General features: G+C 71.0%; 26 protein-coding genes. 9 read left to right on the plus strand and 17 right to left on the minus strand.

Features of this window, described 5'->3' with window-relative positions:
* Window positions 1–27 precede the first annotated feature (27 nt).
* Complete coding sequence (locus ACIO52_RS02070) at window positions 28–1,026, plus strand: NAD(P)-dependent alcohol dehydrogenase (protein ID WP_402640822.1); 999 nt, start codon at window positions 28–30, stop codon at window positions 1,024–1,026.
* Window positions 1,027–1,099: 73 nt separating this feature from the next.
* Here ACIO52_RS02070 and ACIO52_RS02075 read toward each other — a convergent pair whose 3' ends face one another.
* The gene (locus ACIO52_RS02075) at window positions 1,100–2,233 is read right to left on the minus strand and encodes a GDSL-type esterase/lipase family protein (protein ID WP_402640825.1); all 1,134 of its coding nucleotides are present in this window, start codon (window positions 2,231–2,233) and stop codon (window positions 1,100–1,102) included.
* 106 nt (window positions 2,234–2,339) lie between these two features.
* Here ACIO52_RS02075 and ACIO52_RS02080 point away from each other — a divergent pair, with 106 nt between their 5' ends.
* Entirely contained in the window at window positions 2,340–2,822 is a 483-nt protein-coding gene (locus ACIO52_RS02080) for a MarR family winged helix-turn-helix transcriptional regulator (protein WP_218716771.1), read from the plus strand.
* A 57-nt stretch (window positions 2,823–2,879) separates the two neighbouring features.
* Here the strand turns inward: ACIO52_RS02080 and ACIO52_RS02085 are convergent, their stop codons facing one another.
* The 4 genes from ACIO52_RS02085 to ACIO52_RS02100 all read right to left on the minus strand — a co-directional run bounded on the left by ACIO52_RS02085 (window position 2,880) and on the right by ACIO52_RS02100 (window position 8,163).
* On the minus strand, window positions 2,880–5,051 hold the full coding sequence (locus ACIO52_RS02085; RefSeq protein WP_402640828.1) for a 5-oxoprolinase/urea amidolyase family protein: 2,172 nt from the start codon (window positions 5,049–5,051) through the stop codon (window positions 2,880–2,882).
* Window positions 5,048–5,668 (minus strand): urea amidolyase associated protein UAAP2, encoded by a 621-nt coding sequence (locus ACIO52_RS02090; protein WP_218716770.1) that lies wholly within the window; start codon window positions 5,666–5,668, stop codon window positions 5,048–5,050. The genes ACIO52_RS02085 and ACIO52_RS02090 overlap by 4 nt, the downstream gene beginning before the upstream one ends.
* Window positions 5,665–6,411, minus strand: coding sequence for a DUF1989 domain-containing protein (locus tag ACIO52_RS02095; RefSeq protein ID WP_316576125.1), 747 nt, complete (start codon window positions 6,409–6,411; stop codon window positions 5,665–5,667). The genes ACIO52_RS02090 and ACIO52_RS02095 overlap by 4 nt, the downstream gene beginning before the upstream one ends.
* A gap of 216 nt (window positions 6,412–6,627) precedes the next feature.
* Window positions 6,628–8,163 carry an amino acid permease gene (locus tag ACIO52_RS02100; RefSeq protein WP_218716768.1) on the minus strand — a complete coding sequence of 512 codons (1,536 nt, stop codon included), beginning with the start codon at window positions 8,161–8,163 and terminating at the stop codon, window positions 6,628–6,630.
* A gap of 218 nt (window positions 8,164–8,381) precedes the next feature.
* Between ACIO52_RS02100 and ACIO52_RS02105 the strand changes: the two genes are divergently transcribed.
* Complete coding sequence (locus tag ACIO52_RS02105; protein ID WP_402640833.1) at window positions 8,382–9,059, plus strand: TetR/AcrR family transcriptional regulator; 678 nt, start codon at window positions 8,382–8,384, stop codon at window positions 9,057–9,059.
* A 19-nt stretch (window positions 9,060–9,078) separates the two neighbouring features.
* On the opposite strand, the gene ACIO52_RS02110 is transcribed toward ACIO52_RS02105, so the two are convergent.
* On the minus strand, window positions 9,079–9,900 hold the full coding sequence (locus ACIO52_RS02110; protein ID WP_316576123.1) for an alpha/beta hydrolase: 822 nt from the start codon (window positions 9,898–9,900) through the stop codon (window positions 9,079–9,081).
* A gap of 120 nt (window positions 9,901–10,020) precedes the next feature.
* Here ACIO52_RS02110 and ACIO52_RS02115 point away from each other — a divergent pair, with 120 nt between their 5' ends.
* The gene (locus ACIO52_RS02115) at window positions 10,021–11,019 is read left to right on the plus strand and encodes a DJ-1/PfpI family protein (protein WP_316576122.1); all 999 of its coding nucleotides are present in this window, start codon (window positions 10,021–10,023) and stop codon (window positions 11,017–11,019) included.
* Between the two features lie 4 nt (window positions 11,020–11,023).
* Here ACIO52_RS02115 and ACIO52_RS02120 read toward each other — a convergent pair whose 3' ends face one another.
* The 6 genes from ACIO52_RS02120 to ACIO52_RS02145 all read right to left on the minus strand — a co-directional run bounded on the left by ACIO52_RS02120 (window position 11,024) and on the right by ACIO52_RS02145 (window position 15,251).
* Window positions 11,024–11,551, minus strand: coding sequence for a hypothetical protein (locus tag ACIO52_RS02120; protein WP_316576121.1), 528 nt, complete (start codon window positions 11,549–11,551; stop codon window positions 11,024–11,026).
* Between the two features lie 57 nt (window positions 11,552–11,608).
* On the minus strand, window positions 11,609–12,406 hold the full coding sequence (locus ACIO52_RS02125) for a family 1 encapsulin nanocompartment shell protein (protein ID WP_218716763.1): 798 nt from the start codon (window positions 12,404–12,406) through the stop codon (window positions 11,609–11,611).
* Complete coding sequence (locus tag ACIO52_RS02130) at window positions 12,407–13,459, minus strand: Dyp-type peroxidase (RefSeq protein ID WP_218716762.1); 1,053 nt, start codon at window positions 13,457–13,459, stop codon at window positions 12,407–12,409.
* 73 nt (window positions 13,460–13,532) lie between these two features.
* Entirely contained in the window at window positions 13,533–13,859 is a 327-nt protein-coding gene (locus ACIO52_RS02135) for a cupin domain-containing protein (protein ID WP_218716761.1), read from the minus strand.
* A 103-nt stretch (window positions 13,860–13,962) separates the two neighbouring features.
* On the minus strand, window positions 13,963–14,451 hold the full coding sequence (locus ACIO52_RS02140) for a dihydrofolate reductase (RefSeq protein ID WP_218716760.1): 489 nt from the start codon (window positions 14,449–14,451) through the stop codon (window positions 13,963–13,965).
* Complete coding sequence (locus ACIO52_RS02145; RefSeq protein ID WP_218716759.1) at window positions 14,448–15,251, minus strand: thymidylate synthase; 804 nt, start codon at window positions 15,249–15,251, stop codon at window positions 14,448–14,450. The genes ACIO52_RS02140 and ACIO52_RS02145 overlap by 4 nt, the downstream gene beginning before the upstream one ends.
* Window positions 15,252–15,296: 45 nt before the next feature.
* On the opposite strand from ACIO52_RS02145, the gene cobF reads away from it, so the two are divergent.
* Both cobF and ACIO52_RS02155 read left to right on the plus strand, forming a co-directional pair.
* On the plus strand, window positions 15,297–16,037 hold the full coding sequence (gene cobF / locus ACIO52_RS02150) for a precorrin-6A synthase (deacetylating) (protein WP_316576120.1): 741 nt from the start codon (window positions 15,297–15,299) through the stop codon (window positions 16,035–16,037).
* Window positions 16,038–16,114: 77 nt separating this feature from the next.
* Window positions 16,115–16,984: an Fpg/Nei family DNA glycosylase gene (locus tag ACIO52_RS02155; protein WP_402640841.1), complete on the plus strand. Its 870-nt coding sequence runs from the start codon at window positions 16,115–16,117 to the stop codon at window positions 16,982–16,984.
* A 3-nt stretch (window positions 16,985–16,987) separates the two neighbouring features.
* Here the strand turns inward: ACIO52_RS02155 and ACIO52_RS02160 are convergent, their stop codons facing one another.
* The 3 genes from ACIO52_RS02160 to ACIO52_RS02170 form a co-directional block, all read right to left on the minus strand.
* A complete protein-coding gene (locus ACIO52_RS02160) occupies window positions 16,988–18,427 on the minus strand; it encodes an NAD(P)/FAD-dependent oxidoreductase (protein ID WP_218716756.1) in 1,440 nt (479 codons plus the stop codon).
* Complete coding sequence (locus ACIO52_RS02165) at window positions 18,424–18,669, minus strand: DUF2630 family protein (protein ID WP_218716755.1); 246 nt, start codon at window positions 18,667–18,669, stop codon at window positions 18,424–18,426. The genes ACIO52_RS02160 and ACIO52_RS02165 overlap by 4 nt, the downstream gene beginning before the upstream one ends.
* Before the next feature lie 107 nt (window positions 18,670–18,776).
* Window positions 18,777–20,162: a PLP-dependent aminotransferase family protein gene (locus ACIO52_RS02170; protein ID WP_402640846.1), complete on the minus strand. Its 1,386-nt coding sequence runs from the start codon at window positions 20,160–20,162 to the stop codon at window positions 18,777–18,779.
* A gap of 79 nt (window positions 20,163–20,241) precedes the next feature.
* Between ACIO52_RS02170 and ACIO52_RS02175 the strand changes: the two genes are divergently transcribed.
* Window positions 20,242–20,934 carry a pyridoxamine 5'-phosphate oxidase family protein gene (locus ACIO52_RS02175; RefSeq protein WP_218717117.1) on the plus strand — a complete coding sequence of 231 codons (693 nt, stop codon included), beginning with the start codon at window positions 20,242–20,244 and terminating at the stop codon, window positions 20,932–20,934.
* Window positions 20,935–20,940: 6 nt separating this feature from the next.
* Here ACIO52_RS02175 and ACIO52_RS02180 read toward each other — a convergent pair whose 3' ends face one another.
* Window positions 20,941–23,043: a bifunctional lysylphosphatidylglycerol flippase/synthetase MprF gene (locus tag ACIO52_RS02180; protein ID WP_402640849.1), complete on the minus strand. Its 2,103-nt coding sequence runs from the start codon at window positions 23,041–23,043 to the stop codon at window positions 20,941–20,943.
* 123 nt (window positions 23,044–23,166) lie between these two features.
* On the opposite strand from ACIO52_RS02180, the gene ACIO52_RS02185 reads away from it, so the two are divergent.
* Entirely contained in the window at window positions 23,167–24,465 is a 1,299-nt protein-coding gene (locus ACIO52_RS02185) for an alpha/beta hydrolase-fold protein (protein WP_316576115.1), read from the plus strand.
* Here the strand turns inward: ACIO52_RS02185 and ACIO52_RS02190 are convergent.
* The gene (locus tag ACIO52_RS02190) at window positions 24,423–25,112 is read right to left on the minus strand and encodes a DUF4386 family protein (protein WP_316576114.1); all 690 of its coding nucleotides are present in this window, start codon (window positions 25,110–25,112) and stop codon (window positions 24,423–24,425) included. The two genes, ACIO52_RS02185 and ACIO52_RS02190, sit on opposite strands and share 43 nt — an antisense overlap.
* Window positions 25,113–25,170: 58 nt before the next feature.
* Between ACIO52_RS02190 and ACIO52_RS02195 the strand changes: the two genes are divergently transcribed.
* On the plus strand, window positions 25,171–25,872 hold the full coding sequence (locus ACIO52_RS02195) for a TetR/AcrR family transcriptional regulator (RefSeq protein ID WP_402640853.1): 702 nt from the start codon (window positions 25,171–25,173) through the stop codon (window positions 25,870–25,872).
* Window positions 25,873–25,888: the final 16 nt, after the last annotated feature.

The raw sequence follows: 25,888 nt of genomic DNA on the forward strand, positions 1-25,888 counted from the left end.
CGCTGTAAGTGCGAGATGAGGGATGTCATGACCGGTGTGGACACGGCTTCGATGACCGCGTGGGTGGCTCCTCGCTACGGCGGGAGCGAGGTGTTGCGGACCGAGACCGTGCCGCGCCCCGACCCGGGGGAGCGGGAGGTGGTGGTCCGGGTGCGAGCGGCCTCGCTGTGCAGCGGCGATCTGCATCTGCTCACCGGGACCCCGTATCTGCTGCGGCTGGGGTTCGGGCTGCGCGGGCCCAAGCGCCGGATGATCGGGCAGAATCTCGCGGGCGAGGTGGTCGCGGTCGGTGCCACGGTCACCGAATTCCAGCTCGGCGACCGGGTTTTCGGTGCGGTGCCCAGCGGCGCCTTCGCCGAGTTCGTGTGCGCCGACGCTGGTTCCTTCGCGCTGGTGCCCGCCGCGCTGAGCATGGAAGAGGCCGCGGCGATACCGGATTCGGGGATGACCGCGCTACAGGGCCTGCGTGACATCGGCGACGTCGGACCGGGCCACCGGGTTCTGATCAACGGCGCGTCCGGCGGCGTCGGTAGCTTCGCGGTGCAGATCGCGAAGGCGCTCGGCGCGCACGTGACCGCGGTGTGTAGTACCCGACACATCGAGATGGTGCGCGGAATCGGCGCGGATGTCGTGATCGACTACACCGCCGAGGATTTCACGAAGTCCGACGAGCGCTACGACGTGCTCTTCGATCTGGCGGGCAATCACCGCCTGCGCGACTGTCGCCGAGTGCTGACGGCGGAGGGAGTGTTCATCTCCTCCGCCGCCGCACCCGGCGACGACTGGTTCGGTCCGGTCCGCTGGCTCGGCCAGGTGGTGCTCACCGACCTGTTCGTCGGTCAGACGCTGAAAGCGCTGCTCATGCGCCCCGCGGCCGCCGACCTGGACTACCTGGCCGGACTGGCCGCCGACGGTGCCCTGCGCCCGGTGATCGAGCGCCGTGTCCCCCTCTCCGACGCGGCGTCCGCCATCGGGATATTCGCGCGCGGGCACGCCTCGGGGAAGACGGTGCTCACCGCCCCGTGAGGACCCGGCCGCGGCGACTGTCCCACCCCGTCTCCGGCCGAAGGGGGCGCGCCGTGCAGCGCCCCCTTCGCCGTCACCTCGCGGTGAACAGTGCGGTCAGGTCGAGGGTGTGGGCCATGGCGGCGGCACCCGCGTCGTTGAGGTGCATGCCGTCGCCGCTGTCGAACTCGGGGCGGATGAAGTCCGGGCGCTGCGGGTCGGCCACCGCCTGGTCGACGTCGAAGATCGAGTCGAAGATGTCGGTGCCACGGATCCATTCGTTGACCGCGTGACGGGTCGGCTGGGTTTCCAGCAGTGGCATGCCCGGGTAGACGCAGCCGGCGTAGGGGCCGATGGTCGCGACGTGAATCCGCAGGCCGGCCGCGTGCGCGCGCTCGGCGAGAGCGGTGAAACCGGCGATCAGGTCCTCGGTGGTGGCGGAGGGCTGTCCGCCCATGGCGCCGAGGATCAGGTCGTTGATGCCGAAGTTCACCAGGATGTCGGTGACGCCGGGAACCGCGAGGGCATCGGCATCGAGGCGGGCCAGCCCGGATTCGCCGATCTCACGGGCGGTGAGGCGGTTACCGGCGATGCCGTTGTTCACCACCCACCCCCGGGTGAGACGTGAGTTGATGACGTCGACGGAACGACGGTTGGCGCTGAGGGTGGTGCCGACACCCTCGAACCAGGAATCGCCGAACGCCACCGCGATCGGGGGCCGCGCCCCGGTGCGCACGTCGACACCGGTGACGAAGGAGCGGAACGGAAGCTCCTGCGCGCCGGGCAGTTCCGCGTCGGCGGTGCGATCGCCCGCCGCGAGGTAGGCGATCTCACCGGGTTGGTGGGAGAACGTCGCCAGGCCGGTCGGGCCGGGGAGGTACAGGCTGAGCAGCAGGTCCTCGCCGGCGGCGACGGCCAGGTCCAGCGGGTCGCTCACCAGCTCCGCGCCGGGCTCGATGACCGCGATCGGCGCGCCGTCGAAGCGGACCTCGGCATCGGTGGTGATCGCCGAGCCTTCCTTGCGCACGGCCAGGCGGGCGGCGCCGATCATCAGCGGCGCGGACCCGTACCTGTTGGTCAGCCGCACCCGCACCGCGTCACCGCCGCCCGCCAGGCGCAGCACCTGCCGCACCGTTTCGTCGGTGAACGATCGCGATTCGGCGAGCTTGATCTGCTCGTCCGGGCTGATGACACCCGACCGGAATCCGGCGACCCACGTCTGCTGCATGACCACTCCATTAGTTGCTGCGAGGAATATTGCGTAGGCATAGATCTACCCCTAAGTATTCCTCGTGTCAACTATCCGCATGGCAAGCATCGGCTAGGGTGGTCTCATGCACGAACTGTTCGACGACCCCCGCCTGACCATCTCCGGCCTGCTCTTCGAGGCCACCAGCGGGTTGATCGCCAAGGTCGAACCCACGTGGCACGCGCACGGCCTCTCGGGCCTGGACCTCAATGCCCTCATGCGGCTGAGCCGCTCGCCGAAGCATCGGCTGCGGATGTCGGACCTGGCCACCCAGACCGAGCTGTCCACCAGCGGCGTCACCCGGCTGGTCGACCGGCTCGCCAAGGCGGGCCTGGTCGAACGTCAGCTCGATCCCACCGACCGCCGCAGCGCCTACGCGGCGCTGACCCCGGCGGGCATCAGCCGCCTCGAAGCGGTCCTCCCGGACTACCTCGACGCGCTGGAGACTTGGCTCACCGGCCTGCTCACCCCGGACCAGCTCGACGGCCTGGTCACCGGCCTGCGCATCATCCGCGACGTCACCAATCCCTCGGCGACGGCCGTCGCCGACCCGCCACCTCGGTCGTGAGCCAGGCGTCGCCGTGACCTGCCGAGCCGCGGGCGCCGACGGCCCGGCGCGGGGGTCTCAGTCGGTGAGTTCTCCGGCCGAACGCCAGGACTGGCGTTCGGCGGCGAAGGCCTCGGCCTGCACGGCGCGGAAATCGGTGATGGCCGCGGCGTTGTCGGCGAGGAAGGCGCGGTAGTCGGCGAGGCGGAATTCGCCGTCCTCGGTGGGGACGTCGACCTTTCCGGCGGCGAAGTCGGCCCGCAGGTCCAGCAGTTCGCCGGGCTCGACGGGATGCCAGCGGATGCGGTCGAAATAGCGCAGCAGCCAAGGAGTTTCGGCGTCGGTGGCGAAGCGGTCGACGCCGGGGCCCGCGGTGCCGGTGGGCCGGGCGCGGTGGTTCCAGACCTGGGTGGTGCGGCCGACGAACTGGTAGCCGCCGGGGCCCTCCATGCCGTAGATGCACAGGTATGCGCCGCCGATGCCGACGGCGTTCTCGGGGGTCCAGGTGCGGGCGGGGTTGTATTTGGTGGTGACCAGGCGGTGCCGGGGGTCGGTGGGAGTGGCGACGGGGGCACCCAGATAGACGTCACCCAGGCCGAGAACCAGGTACTCGGCGTCGAAGACGGTGCGATAGACGTCCTCGACCGAGTCCAGGCCGTTCATGCGACGGATGAACTCGATATTCCAGGGGCACCACGGAGCGTCGGCGCGGACGCCGTGCATGTAGCGGGTGATCGCCTCGCGGGTGGCGGGGTCGTCCCAGGACAGCGGGAGGTGCACGGTGCGGCTCGGGACGACGAGCTGATCGGAATTCGGCAGCTGCGCTTCGGCTTCGGCGAGCAGGTCGAGCAGACGGGCGATCGGCAGCACGGCCGGGTCGACGCGGATCTGCAGGGAGCGGATGCCGGGGGTGAGTTCGACGACCCCGCGCGGCCCGGCCGCGATCAGATGCTGATGCAGTGCGTGCACGCGGGCGCGCAGCCCGAGATCCAAAGTGAGCGTGCCGTATTCGACCAGGACGCCGTCGTCGCCTTGGCGGCGGTAGGTCACGCCGGTCTCGTCGTCGACCTCGGTGCGGCGCAGGATGCCGTCGTCGCCGTCGCGGCCCGCCGAGAGCACGGTGCCGAACGACGCGCGTCGGCGTGCGCCGAGTTCGCTTGCGGGCGCGGCATGTTCGGCGCGGACGGGGACGAAGCGCACCGTATCGCCCGGGGCGAGCTGGCCGAGCTTCCAGCGATCGGCCGCGACCACCGTCACCGGACAGACGAAGCCGCCCAGGCTCGGGCCGTCGGGGCCGAGCAGGATCGGGGTGTCGCCGGTGAAATCGAGCGCGCCGATCGAGTAGGCGTTGTCGTGGATGTTCGACGGGTGCAGGCCCGCCTCGCCGCCGTCGGTGCGGGCCCACTCCGGCTTCGGGCCGAGCAGGCGCACGCCGGTGCGGTCGGAATTGAAGTGCACCTCGTAGTCGGTGCCGACGATGGTGTCGAAATCGGCGCGGGTGAAGAACTCCGGCGCGCCGTGCGGGCCCTCGGTGACGGCCAGTTCCCAGCGGTGCCCGAAGGCGGGGATGTCGGTCATCGGGACGGCGGGGGCCAGGCGGGTCGCCGGTGCGCCGAGGGGCAGCACGTCCTCGGCGCGCAGGGCCGTGCCGGTGCCGCCGCCGAATTTGCCGAGAGTGAAGGTCGCCGCGCTGCCGAGGAACTGCTCGACGTCGAGACCGCCGGAGACCAGGATGTAGGTGCGCATGCCGGGGCCGCGGATCGCGCCGACCTCGAGGACGCCGCCGGTCGGGACTTCGACGGTGCGCCACTGCTCGACCGGCCTGCCGTCGACTCGCACGTCGGCGACCGCGCCGGTGACACACACCCACGTCGCCTCGCTGAAGCGCAGCGCGGGGCCACCGAGCGTGCATTCGAGCCCCGCCGCGCCCTCCGGGTTGCCGAGCACGCGATTGCCGAGCCGGAACGAGAGGTCGTCCATCGGGCCGGAGGGCGGAACGCCGATGTGCCAGTACCCGATTCGCCCGGGCCAGTCCTGCACCGTGGTCTGCATGCCGGGGCGGAGGACCTGCACGGACCGGGTGCCTGCGGGCAGCGCGACCGGGGTGCCCGCCACCATGGCGGACTCGGGTGCGCCGACGACTCCGGCGGTGCGCGTGCCGGTAGCGGCGGCCACGGAAGTGCGGTGCTCCGGGCTGACCGAGGGGAGCGCGGTATCGACGACGGCGGAACGGGTTCCGGTGAGACTCATCGGGTCACCACCATGCGGACCGGCGTCGGGTCGAAACCGTTGCAGGGGTTGTTGATCTGCGGGCAGTTGGAGACCAGCACGAGGGTGTCGATCTCGGCGCGCAGGGTGACCTTCTTGCCCGGCGCCGACAGTCCGTCGACGATGCCGAGCGTGCCGTCGGCCTCGACCGGGACATTCATGAACCAGTTGATGTTGGACACCAGATCCCGCTTGCCCAGACCCCATTCGAGCGCGGCGGTGAGGAAGTTCTCCACGCAGGCGTGCTGGTGGCGGGTGTGGTGGCCGTAACGCAGGGTGTTGGATTCCTGCGAGCACGCGCCGGCGATGGTGTCGTGGTTGCCGACCTCGTCGGCGACCACGGTCATCAGCGGGGTGCCCGCCTCGGTCAGCAGGACGCTGCCGGTGGTCAGGAAGATATTGCGCTGCGCGGCGACGGTGGCCTGGGCGCTGTAGCGATCGGTGCGGTCGGCGGCGGAGTAGAGCAGGCAGTCGACGGCCTGGTTGCCGTGCAGGTCGATGATCTCGAGCTGATCGCCCGCGCGCACGATCGCCGACCACGGCGCCTGAGCGGGGACGGTCTCGTCGAGGACGACGGTGCGGATGGTCGCCGTGGTCATGCCAGAACCTCCGAGTTGAGTGCGGCCGCCCAGGCGGCTTCGGTGTTGTCGACGGCCCGGCGGTATTCGGGGTCGTCGTTCGTCGCGCGCTCGGTGGGCGCCGCCCAGGCGAGCACGTCGAGGTCGCCGGTGGGCCGATCGTCGAGGGGATGGGCGGCATTGGCGACCAGCAGCGTCACCGGGAGGTGGATCAGCAGGTCGACCGCGGTCCCGGCGGCGGCGTTGCCGGTCGGGACGAGACCACCGTCGGCCTCGACCCGGACGCCGCGGAACAGCGAGACCGACGGTCCGATGTCGCGCGGCGCCAGGCCCTGCTTGGCGCCGGCCAGGTGCAGCTGGTGACGGCCTGCGGCGCCGGGCCCGCACAGGGTGTCGTGGTGGCCGGACGAATCGGCGACGACGGTGGCGAGTACCCGGCCCTGGTCGGAGAGCAGCGGATGGCCGGTGCTCAGGTAGGCCTGCCACGGCACCTTCACGGTGTCGGCGACATTGAGCCGCTCCCACGGTGCCTCGGCGCGGAGCAGGAACAGGTGCGCGCAGGTGGTACCCGCGGGGTCGGCCAGCCGGACCCGAGTGCCCCGGCCCAGCACCACGTTCGCGTAGCCGCCGGTGGGGATGCGTTGCGCGAGAACGACTGCCGCTGGATCGACACCGTCGGGGGTGTCGGGCCGGTCGATCGTGGCCGCGGCGGCCTGAGCGCGCGCGTGGGCGCGAGCCCCGTCGGTGGATCGAGTACTCGTCATCGTGATCTCCTGTGGTTTCGGAGCGCCGGCGCGCTCGAGGTCGCGACCCCTCCTGTCCCGCCGAGCAGGCACCGGTGCTTGCTCCTTCGTCGCGTACGCAACGGCACCTGATCGGCGGGACGGCCGCGACGGCCGACTCGTCGGCCTGCTCCTCCTCGAGGTCGGAGCGTGCGGGGCTGAGTGGGTGGGTGGTGCGGCGATTCAGGTGTTGGTGAATCAGGCCGTGGCGGGGACGGTTTCGGTGTGGGGGAATTCGTCCCTGGCGGCCACTGCGAAGCGGTAGACGACGGCGCCCGCGGTGAGGATCACCGCCACCGACAGCGGGCCCGCCCACAGCTGCCACCAGCTGCCGCCCGCCGGGGTGTAGACCTCCGGACGCGGCCAGGCCAGGTTGATCACCATCGCGATGCCCCAGACCACGGCGAGCGCGTTGATCGGCACGCCCCAGCGGCCGAGGGTGAACAGGCTCGGGTCGTCCACGGCGGGCAGGCCCTTGATCCTGCGCACCAGCAGCGGCACGGTGACCAGCAGGTACGCCAGGTACAGGCTGACGATGCAGACGCTGGCCAGGGTGGCGAAGATGGCCGGGTTGCCCAGGTTGAGCACCAGCAGGCCGATGCCGAGCGCGCCGATCACCACGGCGGGCCACACCGGGGTGCCGAAGCGCGGGTGCACGGTCGACAGGGCCTTGGCGAACGGCAGTTTGCCGTCGCGCGCCATCGAGAACATCAGGCGCGAGCCCGCCGTCTGGATCGCCAGGGTGCACACGATGACCGCGACCGCGACGCAGCCGAGCAGTACCGAACCGGCGGGGCTGTCGAGCTTGGAGGTGATGACGTAAGCCAGTCCGCCCGACGCCAATTCGCCGTCGGACAGGCTGGGCGCGGCCATCAGCGCGCCGAGCAGCATGAGCCCGCCGCCCAGTGCCGACACCGACAGGGCCAGCAGAATCGTGCGCGGGGCGACCCGGCGCGGGTTCTTGGTCTCCTCGGACAGTTCCCCGGCGGAGTCGAAGCCGACCATCACGTAGGCGGCCATCAGGCCGGAGACCAGGAACGCCGCCCAGTACGGGCCGGGCGCGGCCTGGTCGGTCTGCAGGACGACGCCGGGACCGCGCTCGGTGCCGGTGAAGAACAGCGCGATGATCGCCAGCACGCCGACGATCTCGACGGTGACGCCGATCGAGTTGATCCTCGACATCAGGTCGATGCCGATGACATTGATCGTGGTGGTGACCACCAGCAGCACGCTGCCGAGCAGCACCGCGTTCATCGCGCCGTCGCGGGAGGTCAGCGCGGTGTCGGTGCCGATGAACTGGAAGCCGCTCCAGATCGTCGGCAGTACCACCTGCAGGGCGATGGCGGCCGCGGCGGCCGTGACGACCTGTGCGATCACCATCATCCAGCCGGCGAACCAGCCGATCAGCCCACCCGCGAGGCGGCGCGACCACTGATAGATGCAACCGGAGATCGGGTACCGGGCGGCCAGCTCGGCGAAGTTCAGCGCCACCAGGAACTGGCCGGCGAAGACCAGCGGCCAGGTCCAGAAGAACGCGGCGCCGCCGAACGAATAGCCGAAGCCGAAGAACTGGAAGATCGTGGTGAGGATGGAGACGAACGAGAACCCTGCCGCGAAGGACGCGTAGCGCCCGAGCTTGCGGTGCAGGACCGGTTCGTAGCCGAATGTGGCGAGGTCGGCGCTGTCGCGGCCGGTATCGGGGGGAACAGCGGCGGTATCGAGAGTCGTGGCCATGTCGGTGTCCTTCGGCGGTGCGGCCAAATATCTATCAGTCGATAGTTTTGCGCGCGCGATCGCTCGAACGGTGTCGTGCGTGTATCGGCTGTGGGGCCCGCGGTAACTTCTGCGTTGCCCACGTTTCTATCGAGTGACAGGAATTCGACCGACCGGCATCCTCGCTGGTGAGGTGCCCGCTGCCGCCCAGGTCGGCGCCCGATGACAGAATCTTGGACGTGGCAAACCTCGGTCCCGGGCGTCCCCGGCTGGAACAGCGGCGTAGGCAGGGGACGACGCCGCGCGCGGAGATCCTCGACGCGGCGGCGGAGCTGTTCACCACCAAGGGCTACGCCAACACCTCCACCCGGGCGGTAGCCGACGCGGTCGGGATCAGGCAGGCCTCGCTGTATCACCACTTCGCCGCCAAGGACGACATCCTCGACGCGCTGCTCGCCGAAACCGTCGCGGGCCCGGTCGAGCTGGCACAGCGGATGGCCACCGAACCCGCCGACGCCGCGACCCAGCTCTACGCGCTCGCCCTGTTCGACGTGCGCCAATTACGCACCGCGCGCTGGAATCTCGGCGCGCTGTATCTGCTGCCGGAGCTGCGCACCGAACGTTTCGCCACGTTCCGGCGCCGCCGCGACGAACTGCGCGAGCACTACGAACGGCTCGCGGCCGAATCCGCCGCGGCGACCGGGCAACCCGACGACGCGCGCATCCTGCCGTTCCGGCTGGTCGAAACGGTGATCGGCATCCGCTCCGACGCCGGGGCGGCGAGCGAGGACAGCGAGCGGGTGATCCCGGACGCGATCTTGCGCATCGTCGGCCACACCGCCGACACCGCACCCGTGCGCACGGCCGCCGAAGCGCTGCTCGCCCGGCTGGCCGCTCAGGCCGTCGAGTCGGCCTGAGCGGTGCCGAAGCCCGCGATCAGTCGGCGATGAACGCGAGGATATCGGCGATCAGTTCCTGCTGGTAGGCGCCGAAGATGCCGTGCGGCGCACCCGGATACACCTTCAGCGTGCCGTTCTTCACGAGCTCGATCGACTTCAGCGCGGCACCGGCGATCGGCACGATCTGGTCGTCGTCGCCGTGGGCGATGAAGATCGGCACCTCGAGCGCCCGCAGATCCTCGGTGAAGTCGGTCGCCGAGAACGCCGCGACACACTCGTAGGCGGCCTGGATGCCTGCCAGCATGCCCTGGCGCCAGAAGTCGTCCTGCGCGCCCTTCGACACCGTCGCCCCCTCGCGGTTGAAGCCGAAGAACGAGGGCGCGAGCTCCTGATAGAAGGTGGAGCGGTCGGCGAGCACGCCGGCGCGGATGCCGTCGAACACCTCCATCGGCAGACCGTCGGGATAGGCCTCGGTCGCGACCATGATCGGCGGCACCGCGCCGATGGTGACCACCTTGGCGACGCGGTCGCGCCCGTGCTGGGCCGCGTAGCGCACGACCTCGCCACCACCGGTCGAATGCCCGATGACGACGACATCGCGCAGGTCGAGGAATTCGACGAGCTCGGCGAGGTCACGCGCGTAGGTGTCCATGTCGTTGCCCTGCCACGGCTGCGACGAGCGGCCGTGTCCGCGACGGTCGTGCGCGATGACGCGGTAGCCCGCGTCGGCCAGGGTCTTGCGTTCCAGCGCCCACGCGTCGGAGCTCAGCGGCCAGCCGTGGCTGAAGACGACGGGTCGTCCGGTGCCCCAGTCGGAGAAGTAGATCTCGGTGCCGTCGGACGTGGTGAAGTAGGGCATTGCGCTCCCGTCGGAGAGGTGGATGACTAGGTTGCCCATCGTTGTCGGGCGGGCCGCCGCTGTCGCCTGCCGGAACGGCCGCGGATCCCGCACTTTCGGACAGGCAGTAGATTCATCGGCATGTCTGTCGCCCCGGAACGTGCTCGCTTCACTGTGCCGACCGGGCCGCGGCGCGTCGGATTTCTGCTGTTCGACGGGGTGAAATCGCTCGACTACGTCGGTCCGGCCGAGGTCTTCATCGAGGCGAATCAGTTCGCCGATGCCTATGAGGTGATGTTGTTCTCACCCACCGGCGAGCCGGTGCGCAGTTCGGTCGGCGGCGGGGTTGCGGTGACGGCGGCCGCGGCCGACGCGCCCGCCCTGGACACGCTCGTGGTGCCGGGCAGTGAGGTCCGTCCCGTCGAGTTCGTCGGCCCCGAACTCGTCGAGGCGGCGCGTGTTCTCGCGGCGCGCAGCCGCCGGGTCGTCTCGATCTGCAGCGGTGCCTTCGTGCTCGCCGAACTGGGGCTGCTCAACGGTCGCGGCGCCACCACGCACTGGAAGTTCGCCGCCGAACTCGCCCGCCGGTACCCGCGGATCGACGTGCGGGCGGATCGAATCTTCGTGCGCGATGACGACATCGCGACCTCGGCCGGGGTCGCCGCAGGCATCGACCTGGCGCTGGCCTTGGTCGCCGAGGATCTGGGCAGCTCGATCGCGCGTCAGGTCGCGCGGGGTCTGCTGGTCTATCTGCAGCGGTCCGGCGGACAGACCCAGTTCTCGACGCCGCTGCGCGCCGCGGCGCTGCCGCCGGGGCCGGTGCGCGCGGTGACCGATCTCATCGCCCGCGATCCGACCAGGCGCCACAGCGTGCGTGACCTCGCCCGGCACGTGAATGTGAGCCCCCGCCACCTCACCCGGCTCTTCACCGAGGAGACCGGGCTCAGCCCGGCCGAGTACGCGGCGAACGTGCGATTCGATCTCGCCAGGGCCCGGCTCGAGGCGGGTAGCTCGGTGAGCCGGGCGGCGTCCGAGGCGGGATTCACCAGTGCCGAGGCGTTGCGCCGCACCTTCGTCGCGCGGCTCGGGGTGTCGCCCTCGGACTACCGACGCGGATTCGAGTCCGGGCTCAGCGCGTAGGGCCTCAGCGGGAGGTGGGCGGGGCGATCTGCCAGTGCTGGTTGAGCGCGCCCGCGATCTCGGGGAGGACGGTGACCGGAATTCGCTTGGCGCGCAGTATCTCCCGGATCTCGGTGACCTGCTCGCGTTTGCGCATGTCGTAGGCGCCCGCGACCGGGCGCACCACCGGCGGGATGGACAGCAGGACCAGTTCGTCGCTGGTTCCGCCATTGAGGTCAAGGGCCAGTGCCCAGCGGGATCGCTCGTCGAGGGTGAAGCGGCCCGCGACGACGCGATCCCACGGCACGGTCGACGAGCGGAACGGAGTCCTGGCGTAGATGGCGTGCTCGGTGAGCTCGACGACATCGCGCACGAACAGCGCCACGCCCGCCGCCACTCCGGCGATCGCGCCGACGAGCAGGCCGGTGATCACCCGGTTGACCCCGAACATCGCCACGAACAGCCCGACGACGCCGGTGGTGACCAGCACCCCGATCAGGCAGTAGAGCAGGCTCCGCCCCGCGGGCACGACACCGGCACGCACGACCGCCATGCGAGACCTCCCTCTCACGAACTCGCGGCCCACCCTAGCGGGTGGGCCGCGCCGGGCTCACGACCCGAGCGATACCGCCGCTTCGGAGGTCTCCACGAGGAAGGTGAACGTCTCCTGGAAGTACAGCTGCACGGTCTCGGCGTCGTGGCTGAGGTAGCCGATCGACAGATCCTGGCCCAGCGCCAGCTCGAAGTCGCCGCCGCGGGTGGTGAGCGCGAAACCGCCGGTGATCGCGGGCGCCCAGATGATCTCGCCGTCGATCAGCCGCTCGATGTGGGTGCGGATCGGGTGACCGTGATCGGAGGTCTCGCTGACCTGCGTGTACAGCTCGGCGCTGAGGACGACCGAGTACGGCCCCTGCACACCGGCCAGCCGCAGCCCGGTCAGCGCGCGCGAGATCGCGTCGGGAATGTCGACGACATTGCTCGGCAGCGCCACCGCGGCGTTGGAGGCGGCGTCGCGGATGCCGGTGATGCCCGCCGCGGCGTAGCTCTCGAAGATCGCGCGGTCCTCGGCGAAGGCGATCTTCTGGGCGGCGGTCTTGAGATTGTCGAAGTCGGCGTCACCCGCGCCACGCTCGATGTCGTCGAGTTCGCCGCGCTTCAGGGTGAACGGCACCCGGAGTTCCACCAGCGGCTGCACCACGCGCTGGTGGGCGACGACACCGTCGTCGGGCGAGGAGATCGCGGTCAACCTGCCCCGGTTGCGCGCCGAGTAGGCCACGCCGTGCGGACCCGAGACGTCGACGACCCGGCGTCCGGCGATATTGCGCTTGAACGTGCGGGTGGCTTCCTCCTCGATCTGTGCCCAGGCCTCGGCGGTGATCGGCGCGAGTTCGCGATGCAGGTTGTTCATTCAGATACTCCTTTTCATCGAGCCGATGGCGAGCGAGCCGTCCGAATCGGAAGCGACGGCGTCGGCCCGTTCCACCGGGGTGAACACGGGCAGCGAATCGGAAATTTCTTCGGTGGCAACGGACTCGGGGGCGTCTGGCGGATCGTCGAGGAAATCGACGGTGGGTGTGAAGAACAGCGTGCCGGTGACCGCGAACGAGAAGTCGAGGATGCGGTCGTAGGCCGCCTCCTCGGTGCCGAGGAACATCCGCTCCAGCATGCGCTCGGTGACGCTCGGGGTGGCGGCGTAGGCGATGTAGTAGGTGCCGAACTCGCCCTGGCCGATCGTGCCGAACGGCATGTTGGCGCGCACGATCTGGCGTTCGGTGCCGTCGGGGTCGACCAGGGTGTTCACCGCGACATGGGAGTCGGCGGGCTTGATGTCGTCGGGCAGTTCGTAGTCGCCGAGCTTGGTCCGCCCGATCACCCGCTCCTGCTCCTCGATCGACAGCGCGTTCCACTGGTCGAGCGGGTGGGTGTATTTCTGCACGATGACGTAGCTACCGCCGGCGAAATCCGGGTCCTCGTCGCCGATCAGGGCCGCCGAGTACGCGGCGCTGCCCTCGGGGTTCTCGGTGCCGTCGACGAAGCCGAGCAGGTCACGCTGTTCGAAGTAGCGGAAACCGACGGTCTCGTCGACGATCGTGGCCGCGCCGCGCAGGCGCTCGCCGATCGCCATGGCCAGTTCGAAGCACGCTCCCTGGGTCTCGCCCCTGATGTGGAACAGCAGGTCGCCCGGGGTGGTCGGCGCGCTGTGGATCGGCCCGTTGTAGCCGGGGAATTCGTGCAGCTCAACGGGTTTGGGGCCGGCGAACAGGCGGTCCCAGGCCGTGGAGCCGATCGAGGTGACGCAGGTCAGGCCCTCGCCGGGCACCCGGAAACCGACCGAACGGCGCAAACCGGTGATGTTCGACAAGAGGTCGCGGACCGCCGACTCGCCGCCCTCGTCGATGGTGGCGACGAGGAAGATGGCGGCCGGCGTGAGCGGTTCGAGGATCGGCTGTGGCTCACCCATGCCGTCCAGAGTAGAGCGCGGCGCGGACAGGTTGGCGGCACGCCCTCGCGTGTCAGCGACCCGCAGGCAACCCCTATTTGGCGACGGTCAGCAGAAACGCCACGTTATCGATGGCTTTGACGCTGTGCCGGGCGCGCGGGACGACGATGAGATCGCCCGCCGAACCCTTCCACTCGTCGGTGCCCGCGATCAGCACGAGCGTGCCGCTGAGGACCTGGATGGTGGCGTCGCCCGCGTTGTCGTGCTCGGCCAGGCTCTGGCCCTCGGTCAGGGCGACGACGGTCTGGCGCAGCACATGGGTGTGGCCGCCGATGACGGTTTGCGAACTTCGGCCACTCGTCGAGGTGGCCGCCAGCTTCAGCTGTTGGCGGGCCACCGCGGTCAGCGATTTCTTGTCCATGGCATAGCGCCTTTCGCAGGCTCTCGCGGGGCTTGGTATCTGGGAGTATGCCCGAGACCGCGCCCGCGGTCGGGCGTTTTGCCAGACCGTTAGCCAGGTGTTGTCAGCGCCGGGTGTAGCGGCGAATGCGGTAGCGGAGACCGGTTTTCGACTCCTGCCACGGCGTTTCCGGCGCCTGCCACTCGGGGCCGATGACCGGGGCGAACGCGTCGCCGGTCACTCGCGTGTCGACCTCGGTGACCAGCAGCGTCGTCGCCAGCGGGAGCGCGGCGCGATAGATCTCGCCGCCGCCGGCCACCCAGACATCGCCCGGTCCGGCCAGGGCCAGCGCGTCGGGCAGCGAGGCGGCGCGTTCGGCGCCTTCGCCCGCCCAATCGGTCTGCCGGGTGACCACGATGTTGCGACGGCCCGCCAGCGGGCGGTAGGCCTCGGGCAGCGAGTCCCAGGTACGCCTGCCCATGATGACCGGATGGCCCATGGTGGTGTCCCGGAAATTGGCCATGTCCTCGGGGAGGCGCCACGGGATGGTGTTGTCCACCCCGATCACGCCGTCGGCGGCCTGCGCCCAGATGAGGCCGATCTGACCGCTCACACCGCCACCGGCGCCTTGATGGCCGGGTGGTGCTGGTAGCCGGTGAGCTCGATGTCGTCGTAGGTGTAGTCGAACAGGCTGGTCGCCGGGCGCAGGTGCAGGGTCGGGAACGGGTAGGGCTCGCGGCTGAGCTGCTCGCGCGCCTGGTCGACGTGGTTGTCGTAGATGTGCACGTCGCCGCCGGTCCAGATGAACTCGCCCGGCTCGAGCTCGGTCTGCTGGGCCACCATCAGGGTCAGCAGTGCGTAGCTGGCGATATTGAACGGCACGCCGAGGAACAGGTCGGCGCTGCGCTGGTACAGCTGGCACGACAGCTTGCCGTCGGCGACGTAGAACTGGAAGAAGGCGTGGCACGGCGCCAGGGCCATCTTGTCCAGGTCGGCGACGTTCCAGGCCGAGACGATCATCCGGCGCGAGTCCGGGTCGGTGCGCAGGGTGTGCAGCACCTGGGCGATCTGGTCGATGTGGGTGCCGTCGGGCGTGGGCCAGGAGCGCCACTGCACGCCGTAGACCGGGCCGAGCTCGCCCTTGTCGTCGGCCCACTCGTCCCAGATGGTCACGCCGTGCTCCCGCAGCCAGGACACGTTGGAGTCGCCGCGCAGGAACCACAGCAGTTCGTAGGCGATCGACTTGAGGTGCACCCGCTTGGTGGTGATCAGCGGGAAGCTCTCGGCCAGGTCGTAGCGCAGCTGATGACCGAAGATGCTGCGAGTTCCGGTGCCGGTGCGATCGGCTTTGGGGGTGCCGTCCGCCAGCACGTGCCGGAGCAGATCCTCGTACTGCGTATCAGGAGTGGCCACGCCTGGCGATTCTACGGTGCACCGCACCTGGCAAGCTCTCCGCGTATGCGCAAGCTCTACGTGATCGGCATCGGTGCCGGTGACCCCGACCAGGTGACGATGCAGGCGGTCAAGGCCATGCGACACGCCGACGCCTTCTTCGTCATCGGCAAGGGCGCCGAGAAGCAGGAGCTCGTCGACGTGCGCACCGCGATCCTGGCCGAGCACGTCGAGGGTCCGCACCGGATCATCGAGATCACCGATCCACCCCGCGACCGCACCCCCGACGACTACGCAGGCGTCGTGCGGGACTGGCACGAACGCCGCGCCGAACTGCTCGCGGCCGCCTTCGCCGAGGTCGACGGGGTCGGCGCGATCCTGGTGTGGGGCGACCCGGCCCTCTACGACAGCACCCTGCGCATGGTCGAACACGTGCTGGCCGGCGGCCGCGCCACGTTCGACTACGAGGTGATCCCCGGCGTCACCAGCGTGGCCGCGCTGGCCGCCCGCCACCGCACGGTCCTGCACCGCATCGGCGAACCGGTCCACGTCACCACCGGTCGCAGGCTCCGCGAGGAGGGTCTCGGCGCCGGGTCCACCGTGGTGATGCTCGACGGCGACTGCTCGTTCACCGAGATCCCCGGCGACGACGTGCACATCTGGTGGGGCGCCTACCTCGGCATGCCCGACGAGACCCTGATCGAGGGACCGCTGCGCGAGGTCGAGCAGCGGATCGTGGCCCGCCGCGCGGAGCTGCGCGCCGCCAAGGGCTGGATCATGGACGTGTACCTCCTGCGGGGACGTTGAGTCCCGACGCGGCCACGCACCCCGACCCCGAGGCGGGACGGCCGCGAACGCGCCGCACCAGCCGCTAAACTGGCGCTGTGCCCGAGCTACCCGAGGTGGAGGCGCTGGCGCAGTTCCTGCGGGATCATGCGGTCGGCGCGGTGGTGGGGCGAGTCGACGTGGCCGCGTTGAGCGCGGTGAAGACGTTCGACCCGCCGGTGACGGCGCTGTCCGGACGGGACGTCACCGGGGCGGGGCGCTGGGGCAAGTTCCTCGGAATGGACTGCGGCGGGCTGTGGCTGATCACCCATCTCTCGCGCGGTGGCTGGCTGCGCTGGGTGGACGAACCGAATCCGTTGCCGCCCAAGCCGGGCGGCAAGTCGCCGCTGGCCCTGCGGGTGCATTTCTTCACGCCGGCGGGCGCGACACCGTCGATCGACCTGACCGAGGCGGGGACCAAGAAGCGGCTGGCGGTCTATGTGGTCGACGATCCGAAGGCGGTGCCCGGCATCGCGCGGCTCGGTCCGGACGCCCTGGCGGTCACCGAGGACGAGTTCGCGGCGTTGCTGAAGGGGACCTCGCAGCGGATCAAGACCGCCCTGGTCGATCAGACGCTGATCGCGGGGATCGGCAACGCCTACTCCGACGAGATCCTGCATACCGCCAAGATCTCCCCGTTCGCGAACACGAAGACGATCCCGGCCGACAAGGTGTCGCAGCTCTACACCGCCATGCGCGAGGTGCTGCTCGACGCGGTGCGGCGCTCGGTCGGGCAGGACGCGGCCAGGTTGAAGGGCGAGAAGCGTTCGGGCATGCGGGTGCACGCGCGCACCGGGCTGAAGTGCCCGGTCTGCGGTGACACCGTGCGCGAGGTGTCCTACGCGGAGCGTGCGTTCCAGTACTGCGCCACCTGCCAGACCGGCGGCAAGGTGCTCGCCGACCGGCGGATGTCGCGGCTGCTCAAGTAGGGCTCAGCGGTCGCGCCACGCCTCCAGCAGGCGCAGCCAGAACTCGCTGACGGCGGGGAATGCCGGCACCGCGTGCCACAGCGTCTCCAGCGGAACCCGGCCGACCACGGCGATGGTGGCCGCGTGCAGTTGCTCGCCCATGTCGGGGCCGACGAAGGTCGCGCCGAGCAGCCGGTCGGACGCGGTGTCGACGACGAGCTTCGCGCGGCCACGGAAATCGTCGCGCGACAGCGACGAACCGGCCACGGCGATATCGATCTCGACGGTGTCGACGGCGTGCCCGGCGGTGCGCGCCTCGTGTTCGGTGAGGCCGACGGAGGCGAGTTCCGGTGCGGTGTAGACGACCTGGGGCACCTGCTGGTGGTCGGCGCTCGCGGTGAACCGGGGCCGGTCCAGCGGCCTGCCCTCGGCGCGGGCGGCGATGACGTCACCACACACCCTGGCCTGGTACTTGCCCATATGCGTCAGCGCCGCACGATGATTCACGTCGCCGACGGCGTAGAGCCAGTCGCCGGGCACACCGCGCACGGTCAGCTGGTCGTCGACCTCGACGTAGCCGGCGGGCAGGCCGACGGCGTCGAGCCCGAGCCCGTCGGTGGCGGGGGTGCGGCCGGTGGCGACGACGAGTTCGTCGACCTCGAGTTCCCCGTCGTCGAGAACGAGGGTGACCGGTCCGCCGTGGATGCGGCCGACGCCGGTGTCGGCGGGGTCGCGCCGGGAGATCAGCGACGGTTCGGTGTGCAGCCGCACCGTGACGACGCCGGTCTCGCGCAGGCCGCGCAGCACCAGCTCCGCGGCGAACGGTTCGGCGCGCGGCAGCAGGCGGTCACCGCGGACCAGCAGCGTCACCTCCTCGGCGCCGAGCTCGGCCAGCCAGGTCGCCGCCTCGCAGGCGACGACACCGCCGCCGATGACGGCGACCCGGCGCGGCACCACCGTCAGATTGGTGACGTCGCGGGAGATCCACGGCAGGGCCTCGGCGAGGCCGGGAATACGGGGAATGGTGGCGGTGGTGCCGGTGGCGAGCACGACCGCGTGCCGGGCGCGCAGGACGCGGACGCCGTCGTCGGTGACCACCTCGACGAGGCGTTCGCCCACCAGCCTGCCGGAGCCGCGCACCGGGTCGATGCGGGCCGACTTCGCCCAGTCGACCTGGGAGGTGTCGTCGCGATCGTGGGTGAAGGAGTCGCGCCGGGCGAGCACGTCGGCCACCTGTGGCCCGCTCGCGGTCACCCCCGGCATCGCCCGGCCCAGGCCGAGGACGGCACCGGAGCGCAGCAGCGCCTTGCTCGGAATGCACGCCCAGTAGCTGCACTCGCCGCCGAACAGTTCCCGTTCGACCAGCGCGGCGGTGCGGTCGCTGCCTGCGATGGCGTAGGCGGCGGCGTTCTCACCGGCCGGGCCCGCGCCGAGGACGATGACGTCGTATTCGGCGTCGGTCACTGCAGATAGCCCTCGACCTCACGCGGGGAACGCATCCCGGTGTCGTCGGGGGATTCGGCGGCGCCGGAGCGGGCGCGGCGCTGCCGCAACAGATCCCACGCCTGATCGAGCATCACCTCCAGCTGGGCCAGCTGCTGGCGTTCGGCGACCGGGTCGATCTCGCCCGCGGTGGCCTTGGCGCGCAGCGCGTGCTCGTCGTCGACCAGTTGCTTGATCCGCGCCAGGATGTCCTGATCGTTCATGTGCTCACCACTTCGATGGTCGGAGGGGTAGTGCCCGAACAGCGACCCGCACGGGGTCGGGGTCCATGCTACGACCGTGCCGGGCGGGGGCGCGGCGATCAGGCGCGCTACCGGGGGAGATCGTGGCGCGCGGCGGCGAGGCAGTCGGCCGCGATCGGCACCGCGGCGACCAGGTCGGCCGTGCTCGGGGCGGTGTAGCCGATGGCGACGCCGAACCGGTACGCCGCGGCCAGATGATGCCGCGCGAGGCCGTCGAGCAGGACGCCACGGTCGCGCGCGGCGGCGATCGCGCGCTGTTCGGCGGCCGCGTCGGGGAGCTCGACGACGACGTGGGAGCCCGCGTCGTCACCGACCACCGGCAGGCCGCGGCGGGCGAGCGCGTCGACCACCAGGGCACGTCGCGGTGGCACCACCCGGCGCAGCCGACGCAGGTGGCGGGCCAGGTCGCCGTGCCGGGCGAACTCGCTGAGCACCCGCTGACCCGCCGGGCTCGGCGCGGTGCCGGTCTCGGCCCGCCAGGCGAGCACCGCGTCGGCGATGTCGGGCCTGGCGACCAGCCAGCCGACGCCGAGCGTGGTGGCGATGATCTTGCTGGTGGTGCCGAGATGCACGACGACATCGGGTGCCATCGCGGCCAGCAGGGGCAGGGGCGCGGTGTCGTAGCGCAATTCGCCGTCGTAGTCGTCCTCGATGACGAAGATGCCGTTCGCCCTGGCGAATTCGATCAGCTCGACCCGGCGGGCGGCCTGCATGCGCGCGCCGAGCGGAAACTGGTGCGCCGGTGTGCAATAGACCGCGCGCACCCCGGGCGGGATCAGCTCGACCCGCAGTCCGTCGGCGTCGATCGGGACGGGCAGCACCCGGATGCCCGCGGCCCGCAACGCGCCGACGGCTCGCTGGTAGCCGGGGTCCTCGATCGCGACGGTGTCGCCCGGCCGCAGCAGCGCCGACGCCAATTCGCCGACCCCGGCGCTGGTCCCGGCCGTGGCGAGCACCACCGAGGCGGCTCCCGCGGCCAGACCGCGGTGCCGCAGCAGGTGTTCGGCGACGGCGGCTCGGAAGGCGGGCTCACCGGCGCGGTCCTTGCGGGTGTCGGCGGGGTGATCGCCCGCCGCGCGCCAGGCGCGTCGCCAGGCGGCCGGGTCGACGGCCTCCGCGCACGGCGCTCCGGGGCCCAGATCCAGCAGGCGCGCGTCGGGATCGGCGTCGGCACCGGGGTCGGTGGTCGGCGGCGCGGCGGCGGGGGCGGTGCGCAGGTAGGTGCCCGACCCCTGGCGACCGGCGATCCAGCCCTCCGCGTGCAGCTGGTCGTAGGCGGTCGACACCACGGCCCGGCTCACCCCGAGCCGCTGGGCGAGGGCGCGCGAGGCGGGCAGCCGCTCACCGACGCGCAGCACGCCGCCGGTCGCCGCGGCGCGCAGGGCATCGGCTACCTGCACCGACAGCGGTTCGGGCGCGGTGCGGTCGAGCGGAATCGGCAGATCGTCGAGCATCGCTCACCTCGAATTGGCCTGTAGATCTTCGCCCGAAGTGGACCTGTTTTCGGTCCATTTTCTCGGCGAAGCTCATCTTATGACCACGCACGACACCACCCGCGCCCCCTTGTCACCGACCCCGCGCACCACCCTGACGCGGTCCAAGGAACGGGGCCGCGCGGACCGCGCCGACCTCGACGCGGTGCTCGACGCCGGCCTGGTCTGCCACCTCGGCGTGCTGCTCGGCGGCTCCCCGGTGGTGCTGCCGACCGTCTACGGCCGCGCGGGCGACACGCTCTACCTGCACGGTTCCACGGGCGCCGGCAATATGCGCGCCGCCGTCGGGACCGACATCTCGGTCGCGGTGACCCACGTCGACGGCCTGGTGTACTCCCGCTCGGCCATGCACTTCTCGATGAACTACCGCTCCGCGGTGATCCGTGGTCGCGCGGTGCTGGTCACCGACGAGGCCGAGCGCGCCAACGCGCTGCGGGTGATCGTCGAACACGCCGCGCCGGGCGCCTGGGATCGGGTGCGCCCGCCCAACCGCAGGGAGATGGCGGCCACCATGGTGCTCGCGCTCGATCTCACCGAAGCCTCGGTGAAGGTCCGCACCGGCGGCCCGAACGACGACGCGGCCGACATCGAGACCGGCGGCGTCTGGGCGGGAGTGCTGCCGCTGCGGCAGGTCTGGGGCGAGCCGATCGACGCCGCCGACCTGGAACCCGGCGTCGACGTGCCCGCCGATGTCGCGGCCCGGGTGACGCCGGGCTCGGTGACCGTCGGCTGAGGCGGTCTAACGCGGCGCCGTGCCCAGGGCCATCAGGTCCTTGGCCGACACCTCCGGCAGGTACGCCTTCGTCAGCGCGATGCCGATCCGCGGCAGGTCGGCTTCGTCGCGATAGCACAGGTACACCGGTTCGTGGCGGGGCTGGAACTTCGCCTTGAACGAGTGCAGCGACCGGAATCCGTAGTACGGCTCCATGGCGGCGCCGAGCCCTTCGAGCAGTCGATCGATCGGCTCGGCGTCGTCGGTCCCGGCGCTGCGGGCCAGTGGGGCGCCGGATAGTGAAACGATCTCGGCGCCTTCCTCTTTGAACAGCTGACCGGCCGAGGCGATGAGGAACTCCACCACCGGCCGGAAGCCGTCGGGCCGCCTGCGCATGACATCGAGGGTCCAGCCGCGGATCTCCCCGCCGGGGGCGTATACCGGCAGCCACGAGGTGACGCCGTGCACGCTGCCGTCGGCGTCGATCGCCAGGCCGACCCGCACCTCGGGATCGAGCGCCTCCTCGACCCCGCCGAGCGTGAATCCCATTTCCGGCAGCCCCTTCTCGCCGACCCATTCCTCGGAGATCGCGCGCACCTGCGCCAGCACCGCGAACGGTTCTTCGGCGAGATGGACCATCCGGAACGCGATGCCCTCCTTGTTCGCCTTGTTGATCGCCGACCGGATGTCCTGCCACGGCTTGCCCTTGAACTCGAGCTGCGGCAGGTCGACGATGGTGTCCTCGGCGATCTGCGCACTGCGCCAACCGAGTTCGCCCGCCAGCTCGGCGACGGCGCCCGTGGTGGAGAACAGGCACGGCACCAGGCCGTCGGCCTCGCATCGGTCGGTGAAGCGGGCGAGGGTGTCGGGCAACAGGTCCGGCGGGCCGACCGGGTCGGTCAGCACGATGACGGTGCCCGCGTGCCGCTGATAGGCGACGCAGCGTTCGCCGTCGTCGGCGAACCAGTACTTGTTCTCCGGCCAGGTGATCATCCACGACATGGTGCTGCCGCCGTAGCGGGCGAGCAGCGCCCGCACCGCGGTGCCCGGGTCGGTGCCCGACAGCGCGCCGCCGGTGATCCTGCGCCGGTTGGCCACCCGGAACGCGCCGCGGCCGCCGTAGAGCAGCGCCACCTCGCCCGCCCACAGCAGCGCGGTGCCGACGGTCACCGCGCCGGTCGTGGCGTAGTCGGTGCCGATCGCCACGCCGAGCAGCACCAGGGTGAGCACCACGTGCACGGTGCCGTAGCCGACGGCGATCCACCAGGCCCAGCGCCTGCCCTTGCGTAGCTGGTCGGCGATCACCGCGATCACCGCGACGGTCAGGATCGTGCTCCCCGGTGAGCCGCGTTCCTCCCCGGTCGGCCCGAGCAGGCTGTCGGTCGGGAAGAAGTACACCAGCACCGAGACCGCGGCGATCAGCAGCAGCCCGAGGTAGGCGAGCATCCGAACCTCGCGCCGGGTACGCGGCCAGAAGCCGTGCTCGGTGGTGCTGAACAGCTTCTCGCCCAGCGGGAACCACACCGCGACCGCGATCAGGTGCATGAGATCGGCGAAGGTCGACTCGAACAGGAACGTGATCGACACGTGCGCCGCCAGTACGGCGCGCACCCGCAGCCGCCAGGGCGAGCGCAGCGTCGCCGAGGCCGCGGCGATCGCGGCGAGGGCCGAGGTGGTGAACCCGACGTCGCGAACCTCGGCCAGCCGGTCGGCCCAGCCGAGATGGGTGTGCTGGAGCAACCCGACGAGGACCGACGCGACGAGCACGCCGATCAGCTGCGCGCTGAGGCAGACCAGCGCGGTGCGCGCGGTACCGAGCCGCCACTCGGCCCAGCCCACCGCCAGCGCGAAAAGCACTGTCATGACGGCGTACTGGAACGGCGTGAGCCCGAAGACCCAGCCGGACAGCGGAGTCCACCACTTGCCCTCCGTGAGCGGCGGCCAACCGTAGGCGATGTCGGGGAACCAGGCCCTGGCGTCGAGCCGCCGCCAGAGGCCACCGCCGGCGAGACCGAGGACGAGCACCAGGGCGAGGAAACCGATCGTGAACGGCACCCGCCGGATCACGACGCCCGCGGTGACGAGGGCGCCCGATGGAGCCGGCGCGGTGGCAGCTGCGTTGTCGTCCATCGATCCACCCTTTGCTGCGAGTGCGCCACGCGGACGCGGTGAAGTCGTCTGTGTACCGTATGTCATCGTGGCCGCGCGCGGACCCGGCTCCGCGCGTCGAGGTGGCATCTGTGGAGGTCAGCGATGTCGAGGATCACCGATCTGTCGTTGCTCGCCGGTGGGCTCCCGGTGGTGCTGACCCTGCTCGGCGTGCTGGGTGCGGTGTGGTTGCTGTTCGCGCGATCTCGGCGCTATGTCACCACGACGATGCCGATCGTGCTGCTGGCCGCGACCGTGCTGACCGTCGCGCTGTATCTGTTCGTCGAGGAGGTCTGGCGGCCGTTCCCCGACCCGATCGCGGTGTCGGTCTACGTGCTGGTGGGGGTCGCGGTGGCGGCGGTCCTGCTGATCGTGCCGCGAATCCTGGTGCGCCGGAGGGTGCGGAGCGCGATCGTCACCCTGCTCGCCGCGCTCGCGGTGCTGGCGGCGGTCGGCGTCCGGATCAATCTGGTCTACGCCGCGTATCCGACCGTCGGCTCGGCGCTGGGTATCGACGAGATCCAGCGGGTCGGCGCGAGCGAGCTGACCCGCAGCGCGCGGGTGGTCGGCGGGCGGCCGCTGGAGTCGGTGTGGACCGAGCCCGCCGGACTGCCGCACGGCGGCAAGGTGCTGACCGCGACGGTGCCGCCGACCGAATCCGGGTTCACCGCCCGCGCCGCCGAGATCTACCTGCCGCCTGCCTATTTCGCCGACCCGCGCCCGCTGCTGCCGGTGCTGGTGCTGCTCGCCGGACAGCCGGGCGCGCCCGACGACTGGATCGTCGGCGGGCGAATGGTCGAGACGATGGACGCCTTCGCCCGCGCCCACCATGGTCTGGCGCCGATCGTGGTGGTCGCCGACGGCACCGGTAGTCAGCTGGCGAACCCGCTGTGCCTGGACTCGCGGCTGGGCAAGGTCGCCACGTATCTGGCCGTCGACGTGCCCGCCTGGGTGCGGGCGAACCTCCAGGTCGATCCGGATCCGCGCGCGTGGGCGGTGGGTGGTCTGTCCTACGGCGGGACGTGCGCGCTGCAACTGGCGACCAACTATCCGCAGGTCTATCCCACGTTCCTGGACCTGTCCGGGGAGGACGAGCCGACGCTCGGCGACCGGCAGCGCACGGTCGAGGCGGCCTTCGGCGGCGATACCGCCGCGCTGCTGCGGGTCAACCCGCTCGACCTGCTGCGCGGCCGGACCTACCCGGACTCCGCAGGCGCGTTCGTGGTCGGCGCCGACGACGAGATCTATCGCCCGCAGGTGGAGCGGATGTATCAGGCGGCCGAAGACGCCGGGATGGATGTCCACTTGCGGGTGCTGCCCGGCGGTCACAGCTTCGCGCTGTGGTCCGCCGGGCTACGCGATCAACTCCCTTGGCTGGCAAACCGGCTCGGCATCACCGGGTAACCGGCCAGCAGCGCGGCGAAGGCGAGCAGCCAGCAGCTCCACAGCAGGTAGCCGAGGAAATTGGTCAGCCCGGCGGCCTCGACGCCGAGCGGAACCAGGACGCCGGTCGCGACGGCGGCGGCACCGGCGTAGCCGAGCACGGCGAACCAGCGGGGGACGCGGTCGCGCAGCGCGGACACGACCAAGGCTGTCCACAGCGCGGTGAGGGCGTAGCCCGCGGTCTCGCCGATGACCGTGCCCAGGACGGTATCGGCGGTCTCGAAGGTGTGGATCGCGGGGGAGTCGGGGCCCTCGGTGGCGACGCGGTCGGCGAGGCCGGGCACGAGCAGCGGCCAGCGCAGCAGGCCGACGGTCTGCACGATCGCGGCGGCGACGCCGGCGCGCACGGCCCACCGCATGATCGACGACTCGTCGAGCCTGCCGACCAGGACAGCCAGCGGACCGAAGGCGCAGGCGGTGGCGGCGAGCAGGGTGAACAGCGCGACGACGGTGCGCCGCTCGGCGCGGAACTGCGCGAGCGCCTCGGTGGCGGGCCGGGTCAGGACGTCGGGGTAGTCGAACGACACACCCAAACCGGTGAAGGCCAGGTTCATGAGGATCGGCGCCGCGATCAGCAGCGTGATGGCGGGCCACGGCCTGGTGCGCATGAGATGTCCATTCTGGCTGTACGGAGTACAGGTAGCTGTACGGGGTACAGTCCATCGCATGTCGGAGGAGAAGTCAACAGGTCGGCGCGCCGCGACCGGTGCGCCGCGGCCGACGCGGCGGTCGTTCACCGAGGAGCAGGTCGTCGACACCGCGCTCGACCTGCTCGATGACGGAGGGCCGAGCGCCCTGTCGATCCGGGCCGTGGCCGGGCGGCTCGGCGTCAACCCGAACGCGGTCTATACCTACGTCGCCAGTCGCGCGGACCTCGAGCGCGCGGTGATCGAACGGGTGCTCGCCGCGGTGCCGCTCGGTCCGCTGTCGGATCCCGGCGTGGAGTGGACCGCCGCGGTGATCCAGTTCGCCCTCGGCCTGCGCGACCAACTGCTCGCCCATCCGGCGGTGGCCACGCTGATGATGTCCGGCCCGATGGACGGCGTCGCGGCCCGTGATGTCGGCGAGGCGATGTTCGGTTGCCTGGCGCGCGGCGGTCTGCCCGCCCAGACGCGGGCGCACGGGGTGTACGCGGTGATCGTGCAGGTACTCGGCGCGGTCGCGCTCGAGGTCGCCGAAACCGACGGAAAGCCGCCGCTGCCACCGGAATCCGAGCGCATCGCGCAGCGCAGGGCCGCGCTGGACGGGGTCGACGCCACCCGGTGGCCGCGCACCGCGGCGCACCTCGACGAGATCGCCGCCTGGAACTCGGTGGATCAGTTCGTGTGGGGACTGCGGGCGTTGCTCACCGGGATGACGGCGGCCTGAGTGCCCGGTAGGGGCA

This window comes from Nocardia sp. NPDC087230, assembly GCF_044744725.1.
In the GTDB taxonomy this organism is placed as follows: domain Bacteria; phylum Actinomycetota; class Actinomycetes; order Mycobacteriales; family Mycobacteriaceae; genus Nocardia; species Nocardia canadensis.